Origin of the sequence: Gordonibacter pamelaeae 7-10-1-b, assembly GCF_000210055.1 — a bacterium.
Classification (GTDB): Bacteria; Actinomycetota; Coriobacteriia; order Coriobacteriales; family Eggerthellaceae; genus Gordonibacter; species Gordonibacter pamelaeae.
This window is the reverse complement of the sequence record NC_021021.1, coordinates 2,166,818-2,180,349: the sequence shown is the minus strand read 5'-3', so window position 1 is coordinate 2,180,349 and position 13,532 is coordinate 2,166,818. Positions and strand designations below refer to the sequence as shown.

Sequence of the window (13,532 nt, the reverse complement as noted above, 5' to 3'; positions counted from 1 at the left end):
GTGCGCAAGTCCATGCGGGGCAACAAGCGCGCCGACACGAGGCCCGAGCTCGTCGTGCGGGCCCGCCTGCGCGCGGCGGGGCTTTCGGGCTACCGCCTGCAGTGGAAGGTGCCGGGGCATCCCGACGTGGCCTGGCCGGGCAAGAAGGTGGCCCTGTTCGTCAACGGATGCTTCTGGCACCGCTGCCCGCACTGCAACCTCTCGCTGCCCAAGAGCAACGTGGAGTACTGGGTGGTGAAGTTCGCGCGCAACGTGGAGCGCGACGAGCAGAGCCGCGCCGCCCTGGAGGCCTTGGGCTGGAAGGTGCACGTGGTCTGGGAATGCCAGCTGAAGAAGAAGGCCATCGACGCCACGATGGCCGAGCTGCTGCCCGTGCTCGCCGAGGAGCTGGACAAGGAGCTCGTGTCCGGGGCGCTCACCGATCCTGCATAATTCCCACCGCTTGCCGATGCGGGCGACCGCGCCGTGCCGGCCGCCGCGCCCGCCGCGCACGAAGGGGAGCCCCTGCTGGTATCATGGGAGCGGTGTGTTCTCCAGGCGCGAGGTTCGGCCCTGGTCGAAATCCCCTTAAGAGGAGAGGAAAGCATGACGAGAGAATTCAAATCCATGGACGGCAACAACGCCGCGGCTTACGTGTCCTACGCGTTCACCGAGGTGGCGGGCATCTATCCCATCACCCCGTCGAGCCCGATGGCCGACCTCGTTGACCAGTGGTCCGCTGCCGGCCAGAAGAACATCTTCGGCACGAAGGTGAAGGTGTGCGAGATGCAGTCCGAGGGCGGTGCCGCGGGCGCGGTCCACGGTTCGCTCGCCGCCGGCGCGCTCACCACCACCTACACGGCCTCGCAGGGCCTGCTCCTCATGATCCCCAACATGTACAAGATGGCCGCCGAGCAGCTGCCGTGCGTGTTCCACGTGAGCGCGCGCACCGTGGCCACGCAGGCGCTCTCCATCTTCGGCGACCACTCCGACGTCATGGCCTGCCGCCAGACGGGCTTCGCCATGCTGGCCGAGACGAACGTGCAGGAGGTCATGGACCTGTCCGCCGTGGCGCACCTCGCCGCCATCAAGGGCCGCGTGCCGTTCATCAACTTCTTCGACGGCTTCCGCACCTCCCACGAGGTGCAGAAGATCTCCGTGTGGGACTACGACGACCTGGCCGAGATGTGCGACATGGACGCGGTGCGCGCCTTCCGCGAGCACGCGCTCAACCCCGAGCACCCCGCCATGCGCGGCAGCCATGAGAACGGCGACGTGTTCTTCCAGCACCGCGAGGCCTGCAACGGCATCTACGATGCGCTGCCCGCCGTGGTCGAGGACTACATGCACCAGGTGAACGCCAAGCTCGGCACGAACTACGAGCTGTTCAACTACTACGGCGCGCCCGACGCCGACCGCGTGATCGTGGCCATGGGCTCGTTCTGCGACGTGGTTGAGGAGGTCGTGGACTACCTGAACGCGCACGGCGAGAAGGTGGGCCTGGTGAAGGTGCGCCTGTACCGCCCGTTCGTGAGCGAGAAGTTCATGGCGGCGCTGCCGGCCACGTGCAAGAAGATCGCGGTCATGGACCGCACGAAGGAGCCGGGCGCGCTCGGCGAGCCGCTGTACATGGACGTGGTGAACGCGCTCGCGCACGAGGGCCGAGGCGACCTCACCGTGGTGGGCGGCCGCTACGGCCTGGCCTCGAAGGACACCCCGCCCTCGTCGGTGTTCGCCGTGTACAAGGAGCTGGAGAAGGACGCCCCGGCGCGCGAGTTCACCGTGGGCATCGTGGACGACGTGACCAACCTGTCGCTTCCCGAGGACCCGGCGAGCCCCAACACGGCGGCCGCGGGCACGGTGGAGTGCAAGTTCTGGGGCCTCGGCGGCGACGGCACCGTGGGCGCGAACAAGAACTCCATCAAGATCATCGGCGACCACACCGACAAGTACGTGCAGGCCTACTTCCAGTACGACTCGAAGAAGACCGGCGGCGTGACCATCAGCCACCTGCGCTTCGGCGACTCTCCCATCCGCAGCACCTATTATGTGAACAAGGCCGACTTCGTGGCCTGCCACAACCCGTCCTACGTCACCAAGGGCTTCCGCATGGTGAACGACGTGAAGCCGGGCGGCACGTTCATGATCAACTGCCAGTGGACGCCGGAAGAGCTTGAGCATCATCTGAACGCCGAGGCCAAGCGCTATATCGCCAACAACGGCATCAAGCTCTACACCATCAACGCCATCGACCTTGCCCGCGAGATCGGCATGGGCAAGCGCACGAACACTATCCTGCAGTCGGCGTTCTTCACGCTGGCGAACGTCATCCCTCAGGACGAGGCCATCCAGTACATGAAGGATGCGGCCACGAAGTCCTATATGAAGAAGGGCCAGGACGTCGTCGATATGAACCACCGCGCCATCGATGCGGGTGCCACCGCATTCGTGCAGGTGGAGGTCCCGGCCAGCTGGGCCGAGGCCGTCGATGAGGGCGAGGCCCCCGCGCTTGAGGGCCGTGCCGAAGTGGTGAAGATGGTGCGCGAGATCATGGAGCCGGTGGGCCGCATGGACGGCGACCGCCTGCCTGTGTCCGCGTTCATTCCGCACGTGGACGGCCAGTTCGAGCAGGGCGCTGCGGCGTACGAGAAGCGCGGCGTGGCCGTGAGCGTTCCCGCCTGGGACGCCGCCACCTGCATCCAGTGCAACCAGTGCGCGTTCGTCTGCCCGCATGCCACCATCCGTCCCTTCGCCCTCACCGAGGCGGAGGCTGCGGCGGCACCGGCTGCGACCACGCTCGTGCCGGCGAAGGGCAAGGCCGCTGCCGGCCTGCAGTACACGCTGGCCATCTCTCCGCTCGACTGCATGGGCTGCAGCGTGTGCGTGAACGTGTGCCCGTCCGACTCGCTTTCCATGGTGCCGCAGGAAGACGAGCTTGCCCAGCAGGACGTGTTCGACTACTGCGTGGAGCACGTGTCCGGCAAGCCCGAGCTGGAGGACGCCAGCGTCAAGGGCAGCCAGTTCAAGCAGCCGCTGCTGGAGTTCTCGGGCGCCTGCGCGGGCTGCGCCGAGACGGCGTACGCCAAGCTCGTCACCCAGCTGTTCGGCGACCGCATGTACATCACGAACGCCACCGGCTGCTCGTCCATCTGGGGCGGCCCGGCCGCCACGTCGCCGTACGCGGTGAACAAGGACGGCCGCGGCCCGGCCTGGTCGAACTCGCTGTTCGAGGACAACGCCGAGCATGGTCTGGGTATGCTGCTCGGGCACGAGGCCGTGCGCGACAAGCTGGTGGCCGACACCGAGGCGCTGCTGGCGACCGACGCCGGCGAGGACGTGCTGGCCGCGGCGCAGGCATGGCTCGATGCACGCGGCGAGGCCGAGGGCAGCAAGCTCGCCGCCGACGCCTACGTCGCCGAGCTGGAGAAGCTGGTGCCGGGCAACGAGCTGGCCGCCGCCATTCTCGAGAACAAGGACTACCTGGCCAAGAAGTCCGTCTGGATCTTCGGCGGCGACGGCTGGGCCTACGACATCGGCTACGGCGGACTCGACCACGTGCTGGCCTCCGGCCAGGACGTGAACGTGTTCGTGTTCGACACCGAGGTGTACTCCAACACGGGCGGCCAGGCGTCGAAGGCCTCCAACATCGGCCAGGTGGCGCAGTTCGCCGCCTCCGGCAAGGACATCAAGAAGAAGAGCCTCACCGAGATCGCCATGGCGTACGGCTACGTGTACGTGGCGCAGGTGGCCATGGGCGCCAAGCCGGCGCAGACCATCAAGGCCATCGCCGAGGCCGAGGCGTATCCGGGGCCGTCGCTGATCATCGGCTACTCGCCGTGCGAGATGCACTCCATCAAGGGCGGCATGGCCAACTGCCAGGACGAGATGAAGAAGGCCGTGGACTGCGGCTACTGGAACCTGTTCCGCTTCAACCCGGCCGCCGAGCCCGGAAAGAAGTTCGTGCTGGACTCCAAGGAGCCGGCGGGCGGCTACCAGGAGTTCCTCATGAACGAGGCCCGTTACAGCCGCCTGACCCGCGAGTTCCCCGAGCGCGCCGCCGAGCTCTTCGAGCGCAACGAGCAGGCCGCCCTGAATCGCTACGAGCACCTGCTGAAGCTGAAGGACCTCTACGCCCAGGCGTAAGGCCGGCTGCAAGGTAGCTTGCCTGACATAAGGCTCGTTATTGCAGGATGTTCAACAGAAAGGCGAGGCCGATCCGGCCTCGCCTTTGCTTCTCTCAGCTCCGCGCACACGGCCGCGCATAATGAGTGCTCGGGGTATCCCTGTCCCCCCCGTTGCCTTCCCTTGATGTTGTACATAATATGTTGTACACTACGAGGAAAAGGAAGGAGGCCTTGTGGATGATGCTATGGTGACGGCGCGCATGGCGGCGGAGAAGAAGCGTCGCGGCGCGAGCGTCCTCACGCGCGATGGCTTGAGCGCATCGCAGGCCATCAACCTCATGTACGACCGGCTTATCGACGAAGGGGAGGCTGATTTCCTCTTTTCCAGTGACGCCCGCCCGGGCGACGATGCGAAATGGGCTGCGGCTGCGCGGTTCGTCGACGCCCTGACGTCGAAGCGATCCTCGCGTTTCGACGATATGACCAAGGCCGAGGTGAGGCGGGAGCGGCTCCGCGCAAAGGGCCTGATGTGAGATGGGCCGATTGAAGCTGCTGCTTGACACCAACGTTGTCATCGACTTTCTGCACGAGCGCGACCCTCACTACGCCAAAACGCGCTTGCTGATGATGGCGGGCCGGGTGGGTGAGTTCGATCTGTGGATCACCTCGTCGCAAGTGACGGATCTTATCTACATCCTCTCCGAAGCCGGGAGCCGCAAGCTTCTGCCGCGCGTACTCGAGCAGCTGCGTGGTCTGCGGACGTTCGTGAACGTGCACGCGGTGAGCGACCGGGAGGTCGACCGCATACTTGCGGCAGCGTGGAAGGATCCGGAGGATTCGCTGATATTCGAGTCGGCCCTGGAGATGAGGGCCGACGCCATCGTCACACGCAACCAGAAAGACTTCGAGTCGTCGGTGATCAAGGTTGTCGACTGCGACGAGTTCTTCGCCTGGATGCACGAGGAGTTCGGCTTCGATTACGACGAGGTCGCCATCTAGCAGGCGCTGCTTCTCTGTCGGCGGAACCTCGCCCGCCGTAAGGCGACGGGGCGGGGTTCCGCTTTTTCACCGGCGAGGCGTTAGGCGAGGCGCTGCGCGGTGCTTGCACATACGGCTAACGACCTTCCGCCTCGGGAGCCGCCTCGGGCGCGCCGAACGAGAGCTGGGTGCGCGTAATCTTGCACGAGAGGAACATGCACAGGGGCTCCACCTGTATGGCGACAACGTAGCAGATGATCCATAGCAAAGGGGCAGGTGCAAGCCAGCGATTCACGAACGACGCATCGATGCCGGAAACCATGGCGTTGAGGCAGAGCGATAGGATGAGGTACATGATAGTGCACAGAAGCACGTCCTTGAGCAGGAACCAGCTGAGCGACCCCTCCTTGGCTCCGCACGATACGGCGAACTTCATAGAGAGCGGGATAACGGGAAGCGCCGCCATGACAACCGTTCCGATAACGATTCCCGAAAGCGTTCCCATCAAAAGCCCCATCGGCTCGACCGCCGCTCCTGCGACGATCGGCGAGAAAAGGCTCATGGTGAAGGCGAGAAACACCGACATGAGAAATCCCATGGCTACGCGAAATGCTAATGACATTGCATACCTCTTTTCGACGAGGGCGAAAAGGCTGGCAGGCGGCAGTGGCGTGGGGATACGGGTCGTGCTGGGCGCATCACCTCCTTGCGAACGTATCGGATAACGAGCATGTTCGGCATCATGCAGTGAGCAAACGATAGCGCCCCGCGGTACTCGTTGGCTATCTGTCAAATTTGCTAGTGGATGCGAACACCTATCCATTTAGATAGGTTGCGTTGCGAGGGTTTTGGTTTTTATACTGGTAGGGAGGCTCGGCAGGCCTTCAAGGGGAGTGGTTCCGAATCTGGTCGGAATGTGTCGTGGCGTGTGCGGGGCAAGCACGAGGAGCTTGATATGCTATCGATACTGGTGTACAGCAGCAGCGGCGATTTCATCCATAGATGCGACATCAACAACATGCAAGAGTTGTTCAAGGTGTTTCGCACCGAATTGCAACCGCGGTATTCCGACGAATCGTTCGAGGTGTCCATCAGCGGGGAGATCCTTCTCGTGGAGCCGGTCAAAGGGCCGCCAAGCGTGGCTCCGCTCCTCACCGAGCGGCAGCGGCAGATCCTCCAGCTTATGGCGCGTTCGTTTGCGCCGAAGCAGATTGCAAGCGAGCTCGCTATCTCGGAGGCGACCGTGAGAATGCATATCAACGCTTTGAAAAAGCGCTTCAATGCGGAAAGCCGCGATCAGCTGATGGCTATCGTCGGAGCTTTGGAACTGTGCAACCCGTTCGATCCGGGGAACGGTTCGCAAGTCGAACAGCCCGGCGATGGCGCCGCCCAAAGCTCCACCGGCGCGGAATGAAGCGGTATTCGCAACGCAAAAGCTAGCGCTCGGCACTAGTGCTTCGGCATCATGCGTTTTCCAGCAAGCTGGACATGGTTATCATGGACGGAAGGGAAGACGTCATGTCAAACGTAGAACTGAAGAAATCGCTGTGCTTCGGCTGCCATTCGAACTGCGGGGTGCTCGTCACCGTTGAAGATGGCAAAGCAACGAAGATCGAAGGCGATCCGCAGTGTCCCATCAACCAGGGCAAGGTGTGCGAGCGCGTGGGGTTTCAGCTCGAGTGGCTTGACCACCCGAAGCGCCTGAACTACCCGCTCAAGCGAATCGGCGCGCGCGGATCGGGCAAGTGGCAGCAGATCACGTGGGATCAGGCATGCAAGGAGATCGGTGCCGAGCTGCGCAGGCTTGCCGACGAGTACGGACCTGAAACGGTCGTGTTCTCGCATGGCACCGGACGTTCCGACGAATGGTATATCTCGCGCTTCTTCAACCAATACGGCAGTCCCAACGTTGCCATGGGCGGCGCCGAGATGTGCTGGTGCCCCACCTATTCGATTGAAAGCGCAACGTTCGGCCAGTTCGGAGCGACCTCTACGGCACCGAACACCCAATGCGTCGTGTTCTGGGGCCGCAACCCCGCCCAGTGCGGCGATTTTCCGGAGCATTGGGGCTACAGCCAGCTGTTCGCCAACAATCCCGATGCGAAGATCATCGTGGTCGATCCCCGCTGCACCGAGTATGCGGCCCGTGCCGACATATGGCTGCGCTTGCGCCCCGGCACCGACGGCGCGCTTGCGCTCGGTTGGATGAACGTCATCATCAACGAGGAGCTTTACAACAAGGAGTTCGTGGAGAAGTGGACGTACGGCTTCGACCAGCTCAAAGAAGCGGTGCAGGCCTATACGCCCGAGAAGGTCGCCGAGATCACGTGGGTTCCCGCCGCGAAGATCCGGGCGGCGGCGCGCATGTATGCGACCATCCGCCCGTGCTTCATGCCGTGGGGCCTTCCCACCGACACCATCGGCAGGAACATGACGCAGGCGAACCGTGCGAAAGCGCTGCTCAAAGCTCTTGTTGGCGTTAACGAGATGGGGCAGACCTACCTCGCCCCGCCCAATGCCGTCCGCCCGCTCGCCTCGATGGAGATGCCCGACCTGCTTCCCGTCTCCCAGCGTGAGAAGCAGCTCGGGGCCGACCAGTTCCCCATGCACAGCTGGCCGAGCTACCAGATGATCTCCGATGCGCAGAGCCGTGTGTTCAAGCATCCCTACTTCCTCAACCAGGATGCCACATGCACGCAGAATTGGTCGGTGGTCAGCCAGGCCATCAGGACGGGTAAGCCGTATCCGGTCAAGGGCATGATCTGCTTCGCGTCCAACCCCTTCTCCAACCTTTCGAATTCGAACGACCTGTACGAGTGCATCAAGCTGCTCGATCTCATGGTGACGCATGAGTACACCATGACGCCGGCCGTGATGCTCTCCGATTACGTGCTGCCTGCAGCAGGCTGGCTCGAGCGCGTGCAGGTATGGGGCACCAACGGCGGCGGACCGGCCATCTCGGGTGTTGCCCTTACCGGCGAGGCCGCCATCGAGCCTTTGTACGAGCGCCGCGACAACTATGCGTTCTGGCGCTCTCTTGCCGAGGGCACGTTCGAGAAGGAGGAGTTCGAGAAGTACTGGCCGTGGAAGGACTCCGAGGAAGCGAACGACTTCATGGTCGAGCCGCTCGGCGTCAAGTCGGCCGATACCGTTGGCAAACCGGTGTTCTGCCCTTCGCCCGACAAGTGGCACGAGCTCACCGACCCGCAGACCGGCGAGCTGTACGGTTTCGGCACCCCGACGGGCAAGGTGGAGATATATTCGACCATCCTCGAGAAGCTCTTCTCCGAAGACGAGGCCATCCCATACTACGAGGAGCCGTTCGAGTCTCCGGTGTCGACGCCCGAGCTTGCGGCCGAGTACCCGCTCATCCTCACGGCGGGGTCGCGCTTCATGCCGTACTACCACTCCGAGTACCGTCAGGTGAAGGGATGCCGCGAACGCTATCCCGATCCGTACTTCCAGATCCATCCGGAAACGGCGGCGAACCTCGGCATCGGCGACGGCATGTGGTGCTGGATCGAGACGCTGCGCGGCAAGTGCCTTCAGCGCGCCAAGCTCGATTCGGGCATCATGCCCCAGGTCGTTTCGGCCCAGCATGGCTGGTGGTTCCCCGAGCTTCCCGAGGAAGACCCCTGGCTCGGCGGCTGGTTCATATCGAACATCAACATGTGCACCGACAACGCCGTGGAGAACTGCTGCAAGCTGAGCGGCGTGTACAACATGAAGCTTGCACAGTGCAAGGTGTACAAGGCGGCTGAAGCCCCGTTCAACACGTTTACGAAATAGACCGGACGTGCGGTCCCCGCTCTGCCTGCGGGCGGGGACCGCGCAATGGGGATGGTGACATGTACTCGCCTTATATCGTCCATATCGGCTCTTCGTGCTGTGGTTGCGGCGCCTGCGCGCAGCGATGCGTGCGCGGCAACCTCGAGTTTGCCGGCGAGCTGGCCGAATTGAAGAAAGATTACGTGTGCGTAGGTTGCATGGCGTGCGTGAAATGGTGTCCGACCCACGCGCTTGCCGTAGAGCCTGCGAAGCCGGTGAGCACCTACCTGCGCGCACGATGACATCTGCGGTATTTACCTTGAGGAGATAACCATGCTTAAGCATATTCACCTGGAAAACTTCAAAGCCCAGCAAGCTACCGATCTCGATTTTTCGAAAATCAACGTGCTCACCGGATTCAACTCGACCGGCAAGACGACGGTCATCCAGTCGCTCGCCTTCGTCAAGCAGAGCCTCCAGAAGAAGGAGCTGAGCTTCAACGACTACCTTCTGCGCCTCGGCGATTACCGGGAAGTGGTGTCTCGTCACGATACCGATCTTCCCATACGGATCTCCGTCACCTTGGACGGAGACGCAGAAGAGCTGCAATACAGCCTCGAGGCCTCTATGGGTGGCGTGGTGGAGTCCTTTGCCGTCGATGGCGAGGAAGGATGGAAATGGGATAGCCGCACCGACGGTGCCGTCGAGGCCTCAGGGCGCTTGTTCTTCCCGATAGCGGCCGGAGGATACGGCGGCGGCGTGTTCACTTCTCCCGATCCTGCGAAAACCATGCAAGAGCAGAAGCGCACGATGGGATGGTTCGAGAACATGCTCTACCTGTCCTCCAACCGTGGCTTCACCAAGTACAATTATCCTCTGCTTGCAGGGAAGCCCACGGTTGAGGATATCTCGAACCGCACCGGCGACTCGTCCGCGCTTGAAGAGTGGCTGTCCAACCTCATCATCTACCGTATCAACGAGGCGAAGCGCTATCCCGCCATGGAAGCGCAGCTTGATCGCATGACGGATCGGCTGTCGTCGCTGGGCGTCGAGATCAGCCCCTACGTGATGAGCGGTCCGAGCGTGGTCATCGACCTTGCTGAAAGCGGCATGTGGGTGAGCGCGGTCAATTCGGGGTACGGCGTGAACCAATCGGTTGCCTCGATCGTCCTGGGCTCGCTGTCCGAGCCGGGTTCCCTTGTCATGATCGAGGAACCGGAAACCCACCTGCACCCCCGGTTCCAACGAGCCATGGCCAAGATCCTCGCTGATTTTACGAAAGAGGGCAAGCGGGTGCTCATCACTTCGCACTCCGACCACGTACTCCAAGAGCTGCGGAAGCTCGTTTTGGCGGGAACGGTGCCCGAAGAGGACGTGAAGGTCTACCACTTCGCGAAGGAAGACCGCATCACCCGCGCTTCCGAGATAGACGTAACCGACGAAGCCGCCCTGCGCGAGCTGTTCTCGTAGGCAATGCGGGTGCACGTCGAAAGGGGGTCGGCATGGCGGTTCTCTACGAAGACTCGTTCGTGCTGTTGCGCGAGGCGTCGGCGCTGATGGATCAAGTGCTGCTGCAGACGGCGGATCCGAACGCGAGCGGTAAGATCCGCGCGGCGTTCTACAAGCTTTACCAGGCGGCAAATTCTGCGACCATGATAAGCCCTCCGGACGTACGCGCAGTTGCGGAAGGAAGCGAGGCGTACCGCCTCATCGTGGAATACCCGTACAAGCTCTATTATCGCGAGGGAAGGTACCCCGGCGCCGATCTGAAGACGGTATTCGACCGCTGGGTTCTCGAAGTCGGACGGTACGTGGACGGTCTGGCGGCGAGCGCGAAGCTCTCGGTGGCGAAGCCGTCGAGGGAAAAGCAATGAGTGTCGGCCGCGCGCGGCGGACCGGGTTTTCGGTTAGGCGATACAGGAAACGGTGGCGATGGCTATGGACATAAAGCATGCGACGAAGGGAACCCTGTTCTTCATCGACGGGTTCTGCACGAAAGAGGGGATCATCGGGCTCGGCCAAGAGGATCACGTGAGCCTCATCTCGCGCGGGTTCGGCGACGAGGAGATGGCGCTGACGGTCCGAAGCGCAGGGCTCACGGGACGGACGGCCTGCGACGAGGGGGTGAGGCTTTGGGCGAGCCTGCTTACCATGCGCGTCGACGGCGAGGAAAAATTCCAGATCAGGCTGTCGGCTGCAGCGGTCGAGCAGCTGAAGGAGTGCGGGTTCGTCGATCTCGAACCGATAGCGTTGGATATAGAGAAGCTTCCCTACACCATTCCGTCCCAGCAGTTCGACCCCGCGGCGTTCGAGCCCAAGCTCGACGAATCCCTGCTCGGCATAGGGAGGTAAAGCGATGATCGATGCAAGCGAGGCGATACCTATCAAGAAGGAAGGCAGACATGTGCTTTAGACCGGCAGCGGTAACACTGGACAAGACGTGCCCGAAATGCGGCGAGACGAACGATCCTTCAGCGGAGGTTTGCTCCGCATGTGGGGCAAACCTGCCCACAACGCAAGCCTTTCCCGGTGCGTCCGGGGCGTCGGGGGCTCCGGAGGTTCCAGGTGCCTTCGGTAATGCAGGCAAACCCGGCGCCCCTGCGGCGCCGAATCGCCCACGCCTCTGAAATCGTCCGATGCGTCTGAGCTGCAGCGGTAAAGGAGCGCCAGGCTCCCTGGGTATCTCCGCCCCAGCGTCGACGGGCCCCGAGGTGCGTGGGAGGCGGCGGATGCGAGGCGACCCGGCACGGGTGCCGGGTCGCCTAGGGGAATCGATGGGGAAGGGGCGCGACGCGGTGCCGTGCCCTCTGCGCAGCCTAGCCCAGCAGTTTCTCCGCGTAGGCCAGTTTCACGCAGCACACGAACACGTCCATGGCGGCGTCCAGCTCGGCGAGCGGGGGCAGCGTGGGGGCGATGCGGATGTTGCTGTCGCGCGGGTCCTGTTTGTAGGGGTAGGTGGCGCCGGCGCCGGTCATGGTCACGCCGGCCTCCTTCGCCAGGCCCACGATGCGCTTCGCCGTGCCCTCGGGCGCGTCGAACGACACGAAGTAGCCGCCGCGCGGGCTCGACCACGAGCAGCCGCCCACCTCGGCCAGGCCCTCGTCCAGCTTGCTCACCACAAGCTCGAACTTCGGGCGCAGGATGGCGGCGTGCTTGGCCATGTGGGCCGCCAGGCCGTCGGCGTCCTTCAGGAACTTCACGTGACGCAGCTGGTTCAGCTTGTCGTAGCCGATGGTGCCCACGCCCATGCGCTTCTTGATCTCGGCGATGTTGTCGGGGCTGGCCGCGATGGCCGAGATGCCCGAGCCGGGGTGCGTCACCTTCGACGTGGAGGCGAACTTGAAGTAGCGGTGCTCGTTGCCCGCCTCGCGGCACGCCGCGCCGATGTCGAGCAGCTGGTCCTGGTCGGCCGCGTCGTCGTAGAGATGGTGCACGCAGTAGGCGTTGTCCCAGAAAATGCGGAAGTCGTCGGCCGCGCACTCCATGGCGGCCAGGCGGCGCACCACGTCGTCGGAGTAGGTCACGCCGCCGGGGTTCGAGTACTTCGGCACGCACCAGATGCCCTTCACGGAGGCGTCGCCGGCCACGAGGCGCTCCACCTCGTCCATGTCGGGGCCGTCCGCCGTCATGGGCACGGGGATCATCTCGATGCCGAAGGCCTCGGTGATGCCGAAGTGGCGGTCGTAGCCCGGAGTGGGGCAGAGCCACTTGATGCCATCGTACTGGCTCCACGGCTTGGAGCCGAGCGTGCCGAAGTCGAGGCAGCGGGCCACGGCCTCGTACATGAGCGAAAGGCTGGAGTTGCCGCCCACGACGATGTTCGCCGGGTCCTCCTCCACCATGCACGCCATGAAGCGCTTCGCCTCGGGCAGGCCGTCCAGCACGCCGTAGTTGCGGCAGTCCGTGCCGTCCTCGGCGCGGCAGTCCTCGGCCGTCGTCACCGTGGCCAGCATGGGCATGCTCAGGTCGAGCTGGTCGGCGCCGGGCTTGCCGCGTGCCATGTTGAGCGCGAGACCGCGCGCCTTGATCTCGGCGTACTGCGCCTCCAGCTCGGCCTTGAGGGTGCCGAGCTCGTCTCCGGGCAGGTCCGCGTACGTTGTCATCGTGTGCATCCTTTCGCTCTGTGCTGCCAATTCCATCAGCCAGTATACGACTTGGCATCCCCTGCGTCGACCGCGATTGCGCCCGGGCGCGCATTTCCCGCGCGAACGTGTCGAAGCGGTCGACGGCGGGGCAACCGAGCGGAAACCGCCGCGTCGCAACCGCGGGGGCTCCGGGGACGCCCGGTTGCATGCCGCCTACGATGCGGCCGAGGCTATCCGGACGGTCGGCGGCGCGCCGCGCTGCCGACCCGGTGAAAGGAGGCAGGACATGCCCATACCCGACCCTCGCGGCAACGAGAAGAAGGAGACGTACATCTCCCGCTGCATGGAGCACATCACCCGCTACGAGAAGGACAAATGGCCCGACCAGGATCAGCGCGCCGCCATCTGCTACTCAACCTGGGACCGCTGGCAGAAGGACCACGGCCATCCCGAGAAGGCCGAGAAGTAGCCCCACGGACGTCCCCTGCGGCGCCTCAGCGCAGCGCGTCCCGGAGCGGCCGGTACGCCTCCACGAGGTCGGCCAGGCGCATGCGGGCGTTCGCGGGGCTCGTGGAGGGCAGGGCGGTGTGCGGCACGC

The 13,532-nt window shown here is 63.7% G+C and carries 13 protein-coding genes; 11 read left to right on the top strand and 2 right to left on the bottom strand.

The genetic code is table 11. From position 1 onward, the window contains the following. From GPA_RS10080 to GPA_RS10065, 4 genes are all read left to right on the top strand, one after another. Window positions 1-432 (top strand): very short patch repair endonuclease (locus GPA_RS10080; protein ID WP_041240375.1); only part of this gene is annotated, 432 nt, incomplete at its 5' end. Between the two features lie 153 nt (window positions 433-585). After that, window positions 586-4,122, top strand: coding sequence for a pyruvate:ferredoxin (flavodoxin) oxidoreductase (nifJ, locus tag GPA_RS10075; RefSeq protein WP_041239437.1), 3,537 nt, complete (start codon window positions 586-588; stop codon window positions 4,120-4,122). 226 nt (window positions 4,123-4,348) lie between these two features. Beyond that, window positions 4,349-4,636 carry a hypothetical protein gene (locus tag GPA_RS10070; protein WP_015539804.1) on the top strand — a complete coding sequence of 96 codons (288 nt, stop codon included), beginning with the start codon at window positions 4,349-4,351 and terminating at the stop codon, window positions 4,634-4,636. Window position 4,637: 1 nt separating this feature from the next. After that, the gene (locus tag GPA_RS10065; RefSeq protein WP_015539803.1) at window positions 4,638-5,102 is read left to right on the top strand and encodes a PIN domain-containing protein; all 465 of its coding nucleotides are present in this window, start codon (window positions 4,638-4,640) and stop codon (window positions 5,100-5,102) included. Between the two features lie 115 nt (window positions 5,103-5,217). On the opposite strand, the gene GPA_RS10060 is transcribed toward GPA_RS10065, so the two are convergent. Beyond that, complete coding sequence (locus GPA_RS10060) at window positions 5,218-5,703, bottom strand: hypothetical protein (RefSeq protein ID WP_114569411.1); 486 nt, start codon at window positions 5,701-5,703, stop codon at window positions 5,218-5,220. Window positions 5,704-6,036: 333 nt separating this feature from the next. Here GPA_RS10060 and GPA_RS16860 point away from each other — a divergent pair, with 333 nt between their 5' ends. The 6 genes from GPA_RS16860 (at window position 6,037) to GPA_RS20635 (ending at window position 11,476) form a co-directional block, all read left to right on the top strand. Next, window positions 6,037-6,495, top strand: a complete 459-nt coding sequence (locus GPA_RS16860; protein ID WP_049784110.1) for a response regulator transcription factor — start codon at window positions 6,037-6,039, stop codon at window positions 6,493-6,495. Window positions 6,496-6,599: 104 nt separating this feature from the next. Further along, entirely contained in the window at window positions 6,600-8,870 is a 2,271-nt protein-coding gene (locus GPA_RS10050) for a molybdopterin-containing oxidoreductase family protein (protein WP_049784109.1), read from the top strand. Between the two features lie 312 nt (window positions 8,871-9,182). Continuing rightward, the gene (locus tag GPA_RS10040; RefSeq protein ID WP_015539799.1) at window positions 9,183-10,319 is read left to right on the top strand and encodes an AAA family ATPase; all 1,137 of its coding nucleotides are present in this window, start codon (window positions 9,183-9,185) and stop codon (window positions 10,317-10,319) included. Window positions 10,320-10,351: 32 nt separating this feature from the next. Then, entirely contained in the window at window positions 10,352-10,723 is a 372-nt protein-coding gene (locus GPA_RS10035; protein ID WP_015539798.1) for a hypothetical protein, read from the top strand. Between the two features lie 58 nt (window positions 10,724-10,781). Beyond that, window positions 10,782-11,201 (top strand): hypothetical protein, encoded by a 420-nt coding sequence (locus GPA_RS10030; RefSeq protein ID WP_041239434.1) that lies wholly within the window; start codon window positions 10,782-10,784, stop codon window positions 11,199-11,201. Window positions 11,202-11,212: 11 nt separating this feature from the next. After that, window positions 11,213-11,476: a zinc ribbon domain-containing protein gene (locus GPA_RS20635; RefSeq protein ID WP_114569410.1), complete on the top strand. Its 264-nt coding sequence runs from the start codon at window positions 11,213-11,215 to the stop codon at window positions 11,474-11,476. Between the two features lie 189 nt (window positions 11,477-11,665). On the opposite strand, the gene GPA_RS10025 is transcribed toward GPA_RS20635, so the two are convergent. Continuing rightward, window positions 11,666-12,952, bottom strand: coding sequence for a PLP-dependent aminotransferase family protein (locus GPA_RS10025; protein ID WP_015539796.1), 1,287 nt, complete (start codon window positions 12,950-12,952; stop codon window positions 11,666-11,668). A 268-nt stretch (window positions 12,953-13,220) separates the two neighbouring features. Between GPA_RS10025 and GPA_RS10020 the strand changes: the two genes are divergently transcribed. After that, complete coding sequence (locus GPA_RS10020) at window positions 13,221-13,403, top strand: hypothetical protein (RefSeq protein ID WP_015539795.1); 183 nt, start codon at window positions 13,221-13,223, stop codon at window positions 13,401-13,403. Window positions 13,404-13,532: the final 129 nt, after the last annotated feature.